Raw genomic sequence first — 16970 nt, 5'->3', positions numbered from 1 at the left:
CCAAATCGGTAAAACATTCGATTGAAGATGCCTGTACAGCTTTTTCAAGATTTTTTCATCATCAAAGTGGTTTTCCGCGGTATAAGAAAAAAGGACGATCGAATGTAAAAATGTATTTTGTAAGAAATAATCCCAAAGACTGTCTTTGCGAAAGACACCGGATTAAGATTCCGACGCTTGGATGGGTAAGGCTGAAAGAGAAATATTAATAAAACAGCACGAATAAGAAAACTTGAAAAACAATTAAGACGGGAACAGCGAAAGCTTTCCCGTAAATATGAAAATTTAAAGAAAGGAGAGCCCACTCAAAAAGCAAATATACGTAAACAAAAGCTTAAAGTACAGAAGCTTCATCAGCGTCTGGAAAACATCCGTACAGATTATATCAATAAGACGATATCTGAGATTGTAAAAACCAAGCCATCTCATATAACGGTTGAGGATCTGAATGTATCCGGTATGATGAAGAACCGGCATCTTTCAAAAGCAGTTGCGTCACAGAAATTTTACGAATTTCGCACAAAACTTAAGACAAAATGTGAGGAATTTGGAATTGAATTACGGATAGTCAGCAGATGGTATCCTTCTTCAAAGACCTGTCACTGTTGCGGACACATCAAAAAAGACCTGAAACTTTCAGACAGAGTCTACAGATGTGCATGCGGCTATATTGAAGACAGAGATTTCAATGCAGCACTGAATCTGAGAGATGCAGAAACTTACGAGATTGCATGATCCCGCAAACATAAGCATGTACCGAAGGCTATTTTGGGAATTAACGACTGTGGAGTGTACTTAGGATCTGTGAGTAGAGATAACTCCGGTTACTCAAAAACATACACGAAGAAACAGTAAGTGGTATTCGAGAGAAGCCACATTATCTCAATGTGAGTATATTTAATCACATTTTGAGTGGCAGATACCGGTTCTGGTGATTGATACGGAAAACAGCATCTTTGGCATGGGAATGGCGGAAACGCTTGCAGATGCCGCAGGTGCCAGATATGTGAAACTCTGAATTCCGGGACTGTCCTGGATTAAAGGCCGAAATGAAAAAATTTCGGTCTTTTTTTGATGGAAAAACCGGAAAAATGTGATATTTAAAAGATTTTTCGAAACAGAGAACGGTTCCCACAGGGAACGGTTTCAAAGGGAGTATGTTGACGTTAACTTTTTCCTATGATAGGGTTAAACATGGATAACAAGTACTCATAGGAGGGAAAAGGTGAGTATGACAATAAAATCAGCAAAAATAAAGAGAGGAAGCGCTTTTTTTATGGCGGCTGCCCTGTGTCTTGGAAGCACATCCGGAGTTTACGCCATGGACGGAAATGAACTTTCCAGGCTTATTGAGGAAGCCAGGAACACGGACATTTCCGGTTATACGCCGGAAAGCTGCGAGAGTCTGAATGAGGCTCTTGCCGGTGCCCAGGCGCTTCTTGAAAAAGAAAATGTAACCGAAGAGGAGCTTGGGGCCGGTGGAATGATGCTGCAGGCGATTCTGGAAAACGGTCTGGTGGCCCGGGCGGATAAGTCTTCTCTGGAAGCGGTTCTGACAGAGTCCGCAGATTGCACAGACACAGAGGCAGAAGGCTATGAGGTCCTTCAAAATGTCCGTGCCCAGGCCCAGGCTGTGCTGGAAGACGGCAATGCAACCCAGGCAGAAACAGACGGAGCAGCGGCGGCAGTTGTTCAAGCAGAAGAGAATTTGGGCGGCGGAGTAGATAAAAGTGTGCTGGATGATCTGATCAGTCAGGCAGAGGCCCTGGATACTTCCGGTTCCGATGAGGCTTCTGTGCAGCAGTTAAAAACTGCCATTGCTTCCGCAAAACAGGTTAAGGCCAATGCCTCCGCCACACAGAGCATGGTGGACAAACACATTCAGCTTCTTCAGGCGGCAGCAGAGGCTCTTTATGAGAAAACCGATGCCAATACCGTTTATGATGGCGTCTATGAGATTGGCGGCCTTCTTCATCATGCCACAGCGGATCAGGTTTCCATGGGAAACTCCGCACTGGTAAAACCGTTCCAGCTTGTAAAAAAGGGCAATGACATTCATCTGAGGATTGAGTGTACCTCCCTTACCACCAAACTTGGAAGCCAGAGTTTTACCGGTTACCTGGCAAAAATGTGGTATTATCCGGAAATGACCGATGAGGATACCCTGCCCTATGGGGCGTCAGGAGAAGAACGTGCAGTGGAAACCGCAGAGGCGGAAGCAGCCGGGGAGACGGATGCGGATAACGGAACGGAAAGTTCCGGCGAACAGGCAGAGGACGGGCTGTTTGCAGACGGCTCCGAGACAGAAGGACAGGAGCAGCAGGAAACGGCGGATGCCCAGGAAGAAGCTGCTTCCCGGGAACTGGAAGAAAATGCGGTACCGGAAGCAGAGGCGGCCACTGCAAAAGAAGTGGGTGTGGAGTCCTATTATGATAAGTACGATTCCTACAACGATCCGAAAAAAGGAACTGATGCCAATGTAAAAGGCCAGAAATATCCCCATTACATAACTATTCCGGTAGAGCTGAACCAGGGCCTTGTGTGGACAAAAATTTATGTTCCGGTTATGGAATCCATCAGTGCCGGAGGCGGTTCCCAGTATGCAAAACTTTATCTGGACTGGAATGACCTGAAACAGATCAGCGGTACAAATGCAGATAAGAGTGCACTGAAATCCGGGATTTCCAGTGCCCAGAGTGTTCTGAAATCATTGCAGCAGGATAACCAGGGATATGCCGCAGAACAGCTGGAGATGCTTTCCAGTGCGATTGCGGCTGCTCAGGCAGTGTACAAAAACATGAATACAGATCAGACTATCGTGGACAGGGAAGTAACCGCCCTTACCATGGCAGTGAACGCAGTCACAAAGGTAAAAGTGGATTCCGACAAGAGCCAGCTGAAAAAAGCCATTGAAACTGCGGACAGTTACCTCAATGAAACAGATGTGGAGTTTGAAGCTTCCACTCTGGAAGCTCTGAAGCGTGCAAGGGACCGTGCACAGCAGGTTTATGACAATGAAGAAGCTTCCCAGACAGAAGTCAACAAGTGTGTGACAGCAGTGGACAATGCCATTCAGAGCCTGATTATCCAGGGAACGGACCGCCGTGCCTTGAAAAAATCTCTCACAAAAGCAGAATCCTACCTGGCAGATACTTCCAGCTATACAGCAGCAGATATGGATGTCCTCCGTTCTGTCTACGAGAAGGCAAAAGCAGTTTATGAGGACAAAGAGGCAAGCCAGGAAGAGGCAGATGCCCAGACCGGCATTCTTGACTATGTCACGAAAAATATGAAGAAAGCGTCCGAGACCAAAGTGGATAAGACAGGACTTTACGAAATGATTCTCACAGCATCCAACATGGCAGGCAGGGAAGATATCTACACGGCGGCAACACTTAAGACGCTTAATGCTGCCATCACAGCGGCAAAGACGGTTTATGATAACGAAAACGCAACCCAGAAGCAGGTCAATGCCCAGATCACGAAACTGTCCAAAGCAGTCAGCGGCCTGAAAAAGAAAGCCACAGATTCCAGCTCAAATGGCGGAAACAGCAACAGTAACAGCGGAAATAATAACAGTAATAGCAGCGGAAGTTCCAGCCTGAATGTGAAGAACCTGGCAGATGGAGTGTATTCCGTCACAGGTTCCATGGTAAAGATTGACAAGTCTTCCGCTTCCATGTCCAACGAAGCCATCAACCATACCATCAAACTGACCGTAAAAAACGGAAAATATTCCATTACCATGGATTTCAAAGGCCTGACTATTAACGGCCAGCTTGGATACTTAGGTACCCTGAAATATTTTAAGACCGGTTATAAGACGGACAAATATGGAGCGCCTTCCGGTTCTCTTGGAAAAGTAACGGTGGATTCTTACCAGAAGTATACCAATGGCAAGCTGGTGACAGATAATTTTGGAACCAATTATCCGGATGTGGTTACCTTCCCGCTGATTGAGGAGGCGAAGAGTGACGGATATGTACCGGTACAGGTATTTGTACCGATTATGGATTCCATCACAAAAGGAACGGGAACCCAGCCGGCATATCTGAAACTGGACTGGAACACCCTGAAAAAGACAAGCAGCAAAGATTCCAGCTTTAATGAAGATAATAATAACGGGGATGGCACCAGTTCCGGAACTGATAACAACAGCGGAAACGGTTCTTTAAATGGAAACAACGGATCTTTAAGTACAAACAGCAACGGTTCCTTAAGCGGAAGCGGCTCCAAGTTAAGTGCCAACGGTTCTTTAAGCGGCAGCTCTTCCAAGGCAGGAGGCAGTTCCTTAAAGAGCAGCGGTTCCCTGAAGTCTTCCGGAAGCAGCACCACAAAAAGCGGTACTTCAAAGAAAAATGCGAAAACAACAGCTCTGAAATCCGGAAAGAGCCTGAATGGAACAGAAAGTTCTTCAAAAGCAGGAACCACAAAGCTTACCAGCAGCGGACTTTCCGAGGCATCTGATCAGGATCAGGGAAGGGTTTCCTCGGGAACCGCCTATGCGGATGAAAGCGGCAGCTCATCCAAAGACATGACGAAGGTAGCCATTCCGGTGACCGTCAGCCTTCTGGCTGCGCTGGCCGGTATTTTCTATAAGATCAAAAGCAGAGGGGGAAGCCTGGTAAAACAGGCCAGAAAGAGAAAATGAGAGAGATGAAGTGGAAAAATTATCTGCTGACCGGTCTTGGGGCAGTGGTTCTCTGTCTGGCAGCGACTTTTGGGTTCCTGGCAGTTTCTGTCCATGCGGAGACTGGTGCGGTGTACTCCTGTAACATTAACCGGTGCTATTCCCACCCGGTAACCGGAGAGATCGAGGACTCCGGTGGAGAGGCTTCCTATGCAACCGGACAGGGCATGGTGGAAGGTGCGGTTTACGGAAGCGGACTTATGGAAGTTACGGATTCGGGAAATTATTATCTGACGATCCGCATGAGTCTTATTGATTATACGTCAAACCATAGTTTCAGTGTACAGAATGTGGGAGATTCCGGATGGAGTGGAACCGGCATTGCGGTAACCGGAAACGGTTCTGACAGCAACGGAAGCACTTCGGATATCTGTATGCAGGTTCCCAGTGAAAACTGCATCGTAAGGGTCAGTATGTATGTATCACCGATGGGAAGAGATGTAACTTTTTATCTGTATCCCAGTGATTATTCCGAGGGCAACAGTGTGGGAATGAACCCGGCATTTGTGACAGAGACAGCATCTGCACAGGATTCCGGCAGTACGGAAAGCGTTTCCAATGGTACGCTGGATACCGGAAGCGGGGAAGAAACTGAGACTTCCCAGGAGAGTGAAAATCAGTCAGGAGAAGAAACAGAGGCAGAGGAAAGCACAGAAGGTAACGAAACCGGAAGTCAGAGTGATGCTGCGGCTACCCAGGCGGCAGCAGCCGGAAACAGTTCCGGCGGGAATGCAAATGCCATGAATTCCGGAAATACGGTAGCTTCCGCGGCGCAGGCCCAGGCAGCTGCCGCAAACAAAGATTCCGGGGAGTCCGACACAGATAAAGAGCTGAACAGTGCACAGGGATTAAGCCTTTCCACTGCAGAAGCGGACAGCACTGCTTCCGGCGAAAAGAAATCCGAGGGTACGGTGAAGATCAATACCGTATTTGCCATTGCCCTGGCAGTGACCGGTTCCGGTCTTGTGCTGATTCTGGTGACGGCACTGATCATCTGGTATTTCCGGAAAAACTGGCGCAGATGGGGCGGAGAGGATGACGATGATGATGAATATTAAATCCTGCATAAGCCGTGGCGTGCTTGTCCTAAGCCTGGCAGCAGCGTCCCTTCTTCTCACCGGCTGTGTCAACCAGCACCCGGAAGGAACGAAAGCAACCACGCAGACCGAGACGGTAGAGTCCATGCTTGAGATCACAGACCCTGTGGAAAAACAGGCGGTGGAGGTGGCAAAAGCCAAGGTGCGTTCCATGGAAGGAACCCCGAAGATCATTGCCACATCTCCGGCAACCGCAGATATCTGTGATAAACTGGATCTGGATCTTGTGGGCGTGTGCTCCAGCAGTATCTCCACCATTCCGGAACGTTATCAGGATGTAACCACCGTAGGTACAGCTATGAGCCCGGATATGGAGATTGTGGCTTCCCTGAAACCGGACTGGATCTTAAGTCCCATATCCCTTCAGTCTGATTTGCAGCCGAAATATGAAAATATCGGTACAGACTGGGCCTTTCTGAATCTTCGAAGTGTACAGGGTATGTACCGGTCCATTCAGGAGCTGGGAGAGATTTTTGACAGGGAAGAGCAGGCAGACGCACTGGTAAAAGAGTTCCAGGATTTCTATGAAAAATACAAAAAGAAGAACGAGGGAAAAGACCATCCGAAGGTTCTGATCCTCATGGGCCTTCCCGGCAGCTATATCATTGCAACGGAGAAATCCTATGTGGGAAGTCTGGTTGCCCTGGCTGGAGGCGAAAATGTTTATACGGATTCCAGTCAGGAATTTCTTACCGTGAATACTGAGGATATGAAGACAAAAGAGCCGGATATTATCCTCCGTGCAGCCCATGCACTTCCAGATCAGGTTGTGGAGATGTTTAACGAAGATTTTAAGACCAACGATATCGGGAAACATTTTGATTCGGTAAAAAACGGCAGGGTTTACGATCTGACCTATGAGAATTTCGGTATGAGTGCTACCTTCCGTTATCCGAAGGCGTTGGAAGAACTGCAGCCGATCCTCTATCCGGAAAGTGATGCAGATCTGGAAAAGGCGAAAAAGAACAGCGAAAGTGCACAGAAAAATGCGGAGAAATCCAATGCAACGCAGAAATATGAGGATGCACAGAAATCCGGCACATCCGGAACCACTGCAGCGGAAGATTCCAAAAAGACCACAGAAAAGGAGAAGTGACAAAAATGGATGAAAACAGAGAAAAAAGAAAGCGGCTTCGTGCAGTGCTCTCCTTTGTGACCATGGCGGTGCTTCTGGTGGTGCTGTTTTTTGCAGCCATCAATATCGGAAGCCTGAAGGTTTCTTTTGGAACACTGATGAGAGGACTTTTTGTGGAACGGATCGACGAGGTTGCTACCATCTATGACCTTCGTTTTCCGCGAATTATTATTTCCATGCTGGCAGGAGCAGCCATAGCGGTTTCCGGTGTTCTGTTACAGGCAGTCTTAAAAAATCCCCTGGCTGATCCGGGACTGATCGGTATTTCCAGTGGAGCCAGTTTTGCGGCAGTGCTGATTACGGCATTTGCGCCGGGACTGTACTTCTTTACTCCACTGGTTGCGTTTTTTGGAGGTGTCATCGCCTTTCTTATGGTGTACTGCCTGTCCTGGAAGGGCGGCTTGAGTCCGCTTCGTATTATCCTTACCGGTGTTGCGGTAGATGCACTGTTTACCGGACTTTCCAGTGCTTTTAACAGTATGAGCGGCGGAAACATGTCCGGTGTGGCTTCTATTGTGGAGGCCAATATCACACAGAAAACCTGGGATGATGTGACCACGCTGATTCCTTACGTTGTGGCAGGACTGTTTCTTGCCTGCCTGTTTATCGGGGAATGTAATCTGATGTCTCTGGAAGATAAAACGGCCAGAAGCCTTGGATTGAATGTCAATGCCACCCGTATCGTGATTTCCCTCATTGCGGTACTGCTGGCCAGCATTTCCACAGCTATTGCAGGTGCCATCAGCTTCCTTGGACTGATTGTTCCTCATATCGGAAGAATTCTTGTTGGAAGTGACCACAGGGCACTGATCCCGTTCTCTGCTCTTGCGGGAGCTTTTACCTTCCTTCTGGCGGATACCATCGGAAGAACGGTTGCCGCTCCTTATGAGATCAGCGCGGCGGTTGTGATGAGTGTTGTAGGTGGTCCGTTCTTTATCATTCTCTTAAGGAGGTCAAAGAAATATGGCGACTGAAACACAGAATACAGAAAAAAAACGACCTGCCATGGAGGTAAAAAAAGTATTTTTTTCCTACGGAAAGAATGAAATCCTGAAAGGGGCGTCCCTGGAAATCGAAAAAGGCAAGGTGACTACCATCATGGGAGCCAACGGATGTGGCAAGTCCACATTGTTCTCACTGATGACCAAGAATCTGGTTCCCGGAAAAGGCAAGGTTCTCCTTGGTGGAAAAAATATCGCACACTTACGGTTGAATGAATTTGCAAGAAAAGTGGCCATTGTCCATCAGTATAATACAGCGGCTGACGATATTACGGTGGAGCGGCTGGTTTCTTTCGGAAGAACGCCGCATCTTGGTATGATGGGAATCCGCGGAGACGAGGATGAGCGGTATGTAAACTGGGCCATGGAAGTAACCAATGTTTCCCAGTTCCGTGACCGGGAATTATCCAGGCTTTCCGGAGGCCAACGCCAGCGCGTGTGGATTGCCATGGCCCTTGCACAGGGAACGGAAATTCTGTTCCTGGATGAGCCGACTACATATCTGGATATCCGTTATCAGATTGAGATCCTGGAGCTTGTGCGGAAGCTGAACCGGGAATTTGGAATGACCATTGTCATGGTTCTTCATGATATCAACCAGTCGATCTATTTTTCCGATAAAATTATCGGCCTCGCCGGCGGAAAAGTTATCGTGGAAGGAGAGCCGGAAGAGGTGATCACGGAGGAAAGTATTCATGAACTCTATGGAATCGATCTGAAAGTAGCCCGGGTGGATGGGCGTAAGTTTGTACTAACCGTCTAATACGTATGAGAAAGGAAAAGAAAATGAGAAATCCGTTAAAAATTTTCTGGATTCTGCTGGGGTTTCTTTGCCTGGGACTTGGCACCATAGGGATCGTACTGCCGATCCTGCCAACCGTTCCCTTTTATATGGGAACTTTATTCTGCTTTGCAAAGAGCTCAGAGCGGCTCCACACCTGGTTTACAGGAACCGGCCTTTATAAAAAACATCTGGACAGTTTTGTGCAGGAAAGAGCCATGACGCTTGGAACCAAATGCAGGATCATTGGCATGGTGACTGTAGTCATGGCCATCGGATTTATCTGCATGAAAAATGTACCTGTGGGAAGGATCTGTATCGCGATTGTGTGGGTATGCCACATTCTGTATTTCTTCCTCAGGGTAAAAACTGTGGAGCCGGAGGTGTGAGTAACCAATGATCAAGACAAGACTGGTGGGACTTTTATCCCATGCAAAAAAATATATCGTGTATACGATCCTGTGGCAGTGGCTGGCCCTGCTGTCACAGGTGATGGCCGTTTTTTCCATTGCAGGTCTTCTGGAAAAAGTGGTCTATGGTAAAGTGACCGCTGCGGGCGTGCAGCATACGGTCCTCATCCTGATCCTGGTCGTTGTGATCCGTTTCTTCTGCGAGCGGATGGGCGCAAGATCCTCCTATCTGGCCTGCGTGGATGTAAAGAGGATCCTCCGGGAAAAGATCTACGAAAAAATGCTGAAGCTTGGCGCTTCTTACAGAGAGCAGGTTTCCTCCTCTGAGGTGGTGCAGGTTTCCACGGAAGGCGTGGAGCAGCTGGAAACCTATTTCGGAAAATATCTTCCACAGTTGTTTTACAGCCTGATCGCACCAGTGACACTGTTTGTGATTCTTTGTCGGGTGAGCATGAAGGCCAGCGTGGTGCTTCTGATCTGTGTGCCGTTGATCCCGATCTCCATTGTGGTGGTACAGAAGATCGCGAAGAAGCTTCTGAATAAATACTGGAGCATTTATACAGGACTTGGAGATTCCTTTCTGGAAAACCTTCAGGGTCTGACTACCTTAAAAATTTATCAGGCGGATCAGCAGAAAGCTGATGAGATGGATGCGGAGTCCCAGCGGTTTCGTCAGATCACCATGAAGGTTCTGACCATGCAGCTGAATTCCACCAGTGTCATGGATATTGTGGCTTATGGCGGTGCTGCCATTGGTATGGCGGTGGCGGTAACAGAGTTTCTACATGGGAATTTAAGTCTTTCCGGAACTCTTTGTATTGTGCTTCTGGCCAGTGAATTTTTCCTGCCGCTCCGGCTTCTGGGATCTTTTTTCCATATTGCCATGAATGGTATGGCTGCCAGTGACAAGATCTTCCGGATCCTGGATCTTCCGGAGCCGAAGGCCGGAGAGAAGACACTGCCTGATGGCGGCCTGGATATTTCTTTTCAGGATGTGCATTTTTCCTATGAGAAGGACCGTGAGATTCTTAAGGGAATTGATCTTGATGTTCCGGCGGGAAGTTTTGTCTCCCTGGTTGGTGAGTCCGGTTGTGGAAAGAGTACCATTGCGGGAATCCTGTCCGGAAAGAACCGGGAATTCTCCGGTGAGATCCGGATTGGCGGTGTGCCTCTTGGGAATGTCCGGGAAGATGACCTGATGGAACATGGAGTTCTGGTACGGCATAACAGTTATCTTTTTAAGGGAACTGTCCGTGAAAATCTTCAGATGGCAAAACCAGATGCCACGGATAAAGAAATGCGGGAGGTTCTTAAGAAGGTCAATCTTCTTGGATTTCTGGATACTCAGAACGGGCTGGATACGATCCTTCTGGAAAAGGCGGGAAATCTTTCCGGCGGTCAGTGCCAGCGTCTGGTGATCGCAAGGGCACTTCTTAAAAATGCTCCTGTATATATCATGGACGAGGCAACTTCCAATATTGATGTGGAAAGTGAAGAGCTGATCATGGAAGTGATCCATGAGATGGCAAAAACAAAGACTGTGCTTCTGATTTCCCACAGACTTGCCAATGTGGTTGGATCTGATCAGATTTATTTCCTGAAGGACGGAGAAATCAGAGAGCGTGGAAAACATGAAGAGTTGATGGCTTTGGACAGTGATTACCGTCATCTGTATGAGAGTCAGATGGCACTGGAAAATTACGGGAAGGAGGGGAATGCGTGATGAGTGGTGAGAAAAATACAACGAAGAAGCGGAGAAGTGCCATTGCTATTATGGGAAGCCTTATCGGGCTCGTAAAACCCCTTCTCCACATCATGCTAGCGGCTATCCTTCTTGGAACGGTAGGATACTTATGTGCCATCTTTCTGACTATCTTGGCCGGACAGGTGATCCTCCATGGACTTGCCGGAAATGTGGCCGGCGCAGGGATTTCCGGGATTCCGGAAGTTGTAATGAAGAGTACCTGGCTTGCCGGAACTTCTGTGAAGGGGATCCTTGCCGTGATGATCCTCATTGCGGTGCTTCGTGGTATCCTTCATTATGTGGAGCAGTACTGTAACCATTTTATTGCATTTAAGCTTTTGGCGATCATCCGCCATAAGGTATTTGCGGTTCTGCGTAAGCTCTGCCCGGCTAAGCTGGAAGAACGTGACAAGGGTAACCTGATCTCGATCATCACTACGGATATCGAACTTCTGGAAGTTTTTTACGCACATACCATTTCCCCTATCGCCATTGCTACGCTGATTTCTGTGATCATGGTGATCTTTATTGGAAGATACCATATGCTTGCGGGAGTACTGGCTCTGGCCGCCTACCTGATTGTAGGTGTGGCGATCCCGATGTGGAATGGAAAGCGTGGAAGCCAGAAGGGTATGGAATTCCGTACAGAGTTTGGTGAGCTGAACAGTTTTGTGCTGGATTCCCTCCGTGGACTGGATGAGACCATTCAGTACAACCAGGGCGAAAAGAGAAAAGGCCAGATGTCAGAGCGTTCCCGGAAACTTGCGGGAATGCAGGAAGATTTAAGCCAGATGGAAGGTTCTCAGAGATCGTTTACCAATCTGATGATTTTGCTTGCATCCTTTGGAATGCTGGCGCTGACGATCCATCTATATGGAAAAGGTGAGATTGGTTTTGACGGGATCCTTACCTGTACCATTGCTATGATGGGATCTTTTGGCCCGGTTGTGGCGCTGTCCAGTCTTTCCAACAACCTGAACCAGACACTGGCAAGCGGCGAGCGTGTGCTGTCCCTTCTGGAGGAGAAGCCGCTGGTGGAGGAGATTCCGGGTGAAAGCAGATCTGGTGCAGCCGGATTTACCGGAGCCGAAGCATCTCACGTAACCTTCGCATACGAAGACGAAACCATCCTGGATGACTACTCCCTGAAACTTGCTCCTGGTAAGATTACCGGTATCCACGGAGCCAGCGGTTCCGGAAAATCCACATTGCTGAAACTGCTCATGCGTTTCTGGGATGTAAATCAGGGAACGATTTCCGTAGATAACAAAGATGTACGGGAAATCCCCACCCGCCATCTCCGCGACATGGAAAGCTATGTGACACAGGAAACCCACCTGTTCCACGATTCCATCGCAAACAACATCGTCATCGCGAAACCGGGAGCCACCCGGGAAGAGATCATGGCTGCCGCGAAGAAAGCCTCCATCCACGACTTTATCATGACCCTCCCCAAAGGTTATGACACAGAGGTCGGGGAACTTGGCGATACCCTTTCCGGCGGCGAAAAACAGAGGATCGGTATTGCAAGAGCCTTCCTCCACGACAGTCCCCTTTTACTTCTGGACGAGCCTACATCCAATCTGGATTCCCTCAACGAAGGCATCATCCTCAAGTCCCTGAAAGAAGACACCACCCGCCGCACCGTAGTCCTGGTATCCCACAGAGTCTCCACCATGAACGTGGCAGATGTGGTGTATGAGATGGAGAACGGACGGTTGTCATAATAAAAATAGCAGTTATATCCGATAAACTACCGGTATAACTGCTGTTTTTTAATCTGTTATTTAGTTGTCCGCACCGCAGAAAGGGATGACACATCTGTTTGGCAACAGTGCGGGACGTGTCGGTGATCGTTTAAGCACAGCGGTAAATTCAGCTATGGTAACAACTTATTGGGAAATAGGAGAACAGATTTTTAAAGCATGTGGAGAAAATGATCGTGCAGAATATGGAAAGAGATTATTGGAATATCTTTCTGAGCAGTTGACCGCAGAGTTTGGAAAAGGTTTTGATAAATCGAATCTTCGTAAGATGCGGCAGTTTTATTGCACTTTCCCAATTCGAGACACACTGTGTCCTGAATTGAGCTGGTCGCATTATCGTGTTTTGATGCGTATAAATGATGAACAGGCAAGAACATTTTATATGGAGGAGTGTGCAAAAGCAGCGTGGAGTGTCCGCCAACTGGAACGGCAGATTAATACGATGTATTATCAGCGTATTTTAGCAAGTCAGGATAAGACAGCAGTTGCAAAAGAAATTCAAATAACGGAGCCAAAACCAGAGTATGAGAAAATAGTGAAAGATCCTTATGTTATAGAATTTCTGCAAATTCAGCCGGACACTCATGTGTATGAAGGAGATTTGGAACAGGCACTGATTGATCATCTTCAGCATTTCCTTTTAGAGCTTGGAAGAGGATTTTCATTTGTAGCACGTCAGAAAAGGTTTACATTGGATGGACAGGATTTTTTCATTGATCTGGTATTTTACAATTATATTTTAAAATGCTTTGTTCTCATTGACTTGAAAATGGGTAAACTGACCCATCAGGACTTGGGACAGATGCAGATGTATGTGAATTATTATACTCGTGAAATGATGAATGAGGGAGACACGCAGCCTATTGGGATAGTGCTTTGTGCAGATAAAGGAGATTCCATTGTAAAATATATACACTCCCTGAAGATAATCACCAGATATTTGCATCTAAATACTTCACTTATTTACCGTCAGAGGAAGAATTGAAACGTGAATTAAATTTGAAGGAATTTCGTAAAAAAGAATAAAAATGAAAATACAAATTCCAGTTTGTATAATTGGGAAACGGAAAGTTCTGTGTAAGGCTGCTGACAGAGAGCTGAATGTTTTCGGGGTTCGTATATTGTTAAGAAGAGGGAAGTGTGATATGCTTATCAAAACAGGGGGCGATGTGATCAATGAAATATAATCTTCCGGAAAGAGTGTTGAGAGAGGTCTGTTCATTTGCCCGGCAACATTCGGTTGAAAGAGTTATTCTTTTCGGGTCCCGTGCAAGAGGAGATCATACAGAGAGAAGCGATATCGATATTGCCGTATATGGCGGGGACTTTGATTCTTTCTACTGGGATATAAAAGAAAAGGTACATTCGCTTCTGATGTTTGATGTTGTGGAAGCAGATGGACATATTTCTGAAGAACTGAAGAACGAAATTAAAAAGGATGGGATCGTGATTTATGAAAAAGCTTGATAATTTTTCGAATTGCCTTACCGTACTGAAGAATGCTGATTTTAAACTGGCAGATAGTAATGAGATATACAGGACCGGCGTCATCGGACAGTTTAATCTTACCTTTGAACTTGCCTGGAAGGCACTGCAGGAAGTTCTGAAGCTGCATGGTGCAGCAGGCGCAGAGACAGGCTCACCCCGGGAGATCCTGCAGCTGGGATATAAACTGGGATTTGTAAGTGATGCGTCAGTGTGGCTGCTTATGCTGAAGAAGCGGAACACATCAGTCCACATATACAATGAAGAAGAAATCGACGAAATGATCCTTCTGATCCGGGACAGTTTCATTCCGGCTTTTGGGGAACTGGAAAAGACCCTGCAGGAAAAACTTCAGGAAGCGGAAGAGGAATGGAAACAGGAAGAAAAGAAATAATACTTGCAATTAACAGATATTGGTGTTACAATGAACAAAACTAAGAACTTGTTGGCATAGGAGTGGGCGAGAGCCCGCTCCTATTTGCTGAGAAGGAATTTGTTCAGAAACAGGCAGAAATAAGAAAGGCAGGTGGGAAGCATGAGCAGACGGGAAGAATATGAACAGAAAGCAGAGGCGATCCTTACACCGATCGTAGAGTCCAAGGGCTTTGAACTGGTAGATGTGGAGTATGTCAAGGAAGCTGGAACCTGGTATCTCAGAGGTTATATCGACAAGCCGGGCGGAATCACAGTCAATGACTGCGAGGACGTAAGCCGTGCATTCAGCGATATCTTGGATGAGCAGGATTTCATCGAAGACAGCTACATTATGGAGATCAGTTCTCCGGGACTTGACCGGCCTCTTAAGAAAGAGAAAGACTTTAAGAGAAGCCTTGGCAAGCTGGTGGAGATCCGTACCTACCGGCCGATCGAGAAGCAGAAAGAATTCTGCGGTATTTTAAATGCATATGATAGTAACAGTGTGACAATCGATGAAGACGGCACAGAACGCACTTTTGATAAAAAAGATATCGCCCTGATTCGTCTTGCGATCGAATTCTAAAAGAGAATCGAATCTGTAAAAATTCAGGAGGAAAAAAAGGAAAATGAGCAGAGATTTAAGAGACGCGCTGGACGTTCTCGAAAAAGAGAAAAACATCAGTAAGGATACACTGCTGGAGGCAATTGAGCAGTCACTGATCCAGGCATGTAAGAATCATTTCGGAAAGGCAGATAACGTTCACGTTATGATCGATCCGGAGACCTGTGATTTCAGTGTTTACGCTGACAGAACTGTTGTAGAGCATGTGGAGGACCCGGCCCTTGAGATTTCTCTGGTGGATGCACAGAAAACAAACACCAACGCAGAGATCGGTGATGTTATGAAAGTTGAGATCCAGTCCAAGGAATTCGGACGTATCGCAACCCAGAACGCAAAGAACGTCATTCTTCAGAAAATCCGTGAGGAAGAGCGTAAAGTTCTCTACGATCAGTACTACGGAATCGAAAAAGAAGTGGTAACCGGTATTGTTCAGAGAGTAATGGGCAAGAATGTCAGCATCAACCTCGGTAAGGCAGACGCAGTCCTTACAGAGAACGAGCAGGTAAAAGGCGAGACATTCCAGCCAACTGAGCGAGTAAAGGTTTACATCCTTGAGGTAAAGGATACACCGAAGGGACCACGTATCCTTGTTTCCAGAACACATCCTGGCCTTGTAAAGAGACTTTTCGAGTCCGAGGTTGCAGAGGTAAGAGATGGTACCGTTGAGATCAAGAGCATTGCCCGTGAGGCAGGTTCCCGTACCAAGATCGCTGTATGGAGTAACGATCCGGATGTAGATGCTGTGGGAGCATGTGTCGGTATGAACGGCGCACGTGTAGGTGCGGTTGTCAACGAACTTCACGGTGAGAAGATCGATATCATCAACTGGGATGAGAACCCGGCAATCCTTATCGAGAACGCATTAAGCCCTGCAAAAGTTATCGCAGTTATGGCAGATCCGGATGAGAAGACTGCACTGGTTGTAGTTCCGGATTATCAGCTTTCCCTTGCCATCGGTAAAGAGGGACAGAACGCACGTCTTGCTGCAAGACTTACAGGATTCAAGATCGACATCAAGAGCGAGACACAGGCAAGAGAGTCCGGTGACTTCTACGATGATTACGATGAGGAACACGAAGAAGCAGAGGACGAAATGACAGAAGAGGCTGTTTCCGAAGAAATTCCGGAAACAGAGGAAGATACAGAAGAGACAGAAACAGAAGCTGAAGAAACAGCAGATGGAGATGCCGAAGAATAATGAAAACGAGAACCAAGATTCCCATGCGTCAGTGTACCGGCTGCAGGGAAATGAAAAGCAAAAAGGAAATGATACGAGTTCTCAAAACATCAGAGAATGAGATCATCCTGGACGCTACAGGTAAGAAAAACGGACGCGGCGCATACCTTTGTTTCTCAGAGGAATGCCTGGAAAAGGCCATCAAAAACCACGGCCTGGAGCGTTCCTTGAAAATGGCAGTTCCGGATGAAGTGTATCAGAACCTCAAGAAGGAGTTTGAGTCAATTGAAAAACAGTAAGGTTTTATCACTCATCGGACTTGCGACAAAAGCAGGAAAAACAGTGAGCGGAGAATTTTCCACAGAGAAATCCGTAAAAACAGGAAAAGGTTTCCTGGCACTGGTGGCAGATGATGCCTCCGAAAACACAAAAAAGAAATTTCGGAATATGTGTACCTATTACGAAGTTCCGTTATATTTCCTTTCAGACAAAGAGAGCCTGGGCAGAGCAATGGGCAAAGAATTCCGTGCCAGCCTTGCCGTGCAGGACGAAAATTTTGCAAAGGCGATCATGAAGGAGCTGGAAAAAGAATCCGGCAGATAACCTGCATGATACAGGCGTCTGTAAGGAGGTTTGACGATAATA

The 16970-nt window shown here is 47.0% G+C and carries 14 protein-coding genes and 2 pseudogenes; all 16 read left to right on the top strand.

Annotated features, from left to right (window positions below; genetic code table 11):
• A pseudogene (locus G5B06_RS10695) lies at positions 1-735 on the top strand (RNA-guided endonuclease InsQ/TnpB family protein); the annotation flags it as partial.
• A 496-nt stretch (positions 736-1231) separates the two neighbouring features.
• The gene (locus G5B06_RS10690; RefSeq protein ID WP_173762090.1) at positions 1232-4651 is read left to right on the top strand and encodes an NEAT domain-containing protein; all 3420 of its coding nucleotides are present in this window, start codon (positions 1232-1234) and stop codon (positions 4649-4651) included.
• Positions 4648-5748: a heme-binding Shp domain-containing protein gene (locus G5B06_RS10685; RefSeq protein ID WP_173762091.1), complete on the top strand. Its 1101-nt coding sequence runs from the start codon at positions 4648-4650 to the stop codon at positions 5746-5748. Before G5B06_RS10690 ends, G5B06_RS10685 begins: the two co-directional genes overlap by 4 nt.
• On the top strand, positions 5735-6883 hold the full coding sequence (gene isdE / locus G5B06_RS10680; RefSeq protein ID WP_173772038.1) for a heme ABC transporter substrate-binding protein IsdE: 1149 nt from the start codon (positions 5735-5737) through the stop codon (positions 6881-6883). The genes G5B06_RS10685 and isdE overlap by 14 nt, the downstream gene beginning before the upstream one ends.
• Before the next feature lie 5 nt (positions 6884-6888).
• Positions 6889-7896, top strand: a complete 1008-nt coding sequence (locus G5B06_RS10675) for a FecCD family ABC transporter permease (protein WP_173762092.1) — start codon at positions 6889-6891, stop codon at positions 7894-7896.
• Entirely contained in the window at positions 7886-8686 is an 801-nt protein-coding gene (locus tag G5B06_RS10670; RefSeq protein WP_330596901.1) for an ABC transporter ATP-binding protein, read from the top strand. The genes G5B06_RS10675 and G5B06_RS10670 overlap by 11 nt, the downstream gene beginning before the upstream one ends.
• A 23-nt stretch (positions 8687-8709) precedes the next feature.
• Positions 8710-9093: a YbaN family protein gene (locus G5B06_RS10665; protein WP_173762093.1), complete on the top strand. Its 384-nt coding sequence runs from the start codon at positions 8710-8712 to the stop codon at positions 9091-9093.
• A gap of 7 nt (positions 9094-9100) precedes the next feature.
• Complete coding sequence (locus tag G5B06_RS10660) at positions 9101-10837, top strand: ABC transporter ATP-binding protein/permease (protein WP_173762094.1); 1737 nt, start codon at positions 9101-9103, stop codon at positions 10835-10837.
• Positions 10837-12585, top strand: a complete 1749-nt coding sequence (locus tag G5B06_RS10655) for an amino acid ABC transporter ATP-binding/permease protein (RefSeq protein ID WP_173772031.1) — start codon at positions 10837-10839, stop codon at positions 12583-12585. The genes G5B06_RS10660 and G5B06_RS10655 overlap by 1 nt, the downstream gene beginning before the upstream one ends.
• A gap of 85 nt (positions 12586-12670) precedes the next feature.
• Positions 12671-13650, top strand: a pseudogene (locus G5B06_RS10650) (PDDEXK nuclease domain-containing protein).
• Positions 13651-13800: 150 nt separating this feature from the next.
• The gene (locus G5B06_RS10645; protein ID WP_173762097.1) at positions 13801-14091 is read left to right on the top strand and encodes a nucleotidyltransferase family protein; all 291 of its coding nucleotides are present in this window, start codon (positions 13801-13803) and stop codon (positions 14089-14091) included.
• Positions 14078-14503 carry an HI0074 family nucleotidyltransferase substrate-binding subunit gene (locus tag G5B06_RS10640; RefSeq protein WP_173762098.1) on the top strand — a complete coding sequence of 142 codons (426 nt, stop codon included), beginning with the start codon at positions 14078-14080 and terminating at the stop codon, positions 14501-14503. The genes G5B06_RS10645 and G5B06_RS10640 overlap by 14 nt, the downstream gene beginning before the upstream one ends.
• 141 nt (positions 14504-14644) lie before the next feature.
• Positions 14645-15109, top strand: a complete 465-nt coding sequence (rimP, locus tag G5B06_RS10635) for a ribosome maturation factor RimP (RefSeq protein WP_118062602.1) — start codon at positions 14645-14647, stop codon at positions 15107-15109.
• A 43-nt stretch (positions 15110-15152) separates the two neighbouring features.
• Positions 15153-16346, top strand: coding sequence for a transcription termination factor NusA (nusA, locus tag G5B06_RS10630; RefSeq protein ID WP_118062601.1), 1194 nt, complete (start codon positions 15153-15155; stop codon positions 16344-16346).
• Entirely contained in the window at positions 16346-16624 is a 279-nt protein-coding gene (rnpM, locus tag G5B06_RS10625) for an RNase P modulator RnpM (protein ID WP_021977122.1), read from the top strand. Before nusA ends, rnpM begins: the two co-directional genes overlap by 1 nt.
• On the top strand, positions 16611-16928 hold the full coding sequence (locus tag G5B06_RS10620) for a L7Ae/L30e/S12e/Gadd45 family ribosomal protein (RefSeq protein WP_021977121.1): 318 nt from the start codon (positions 16611-16613) through the stop codon (positions 16926-16928). Before rnpM ends, G5B06_RS10620 begins: the two co-directional genes overlap by 14 nt.
• The last annotated feature ends 42 nt before the right edge of the window (positions 16929-16970 follow it).

Source organism: Blautia luti (genome assembly GCF_013304735.1).
Classification (GTDB): Bacteria; Bacillota; Clostridia; order Lachnospirales; family Lachnospiraceae; genus Blautia_A.
This window is presented reverse-complemented; position numbering and strand designations above follow the sequence as displayed.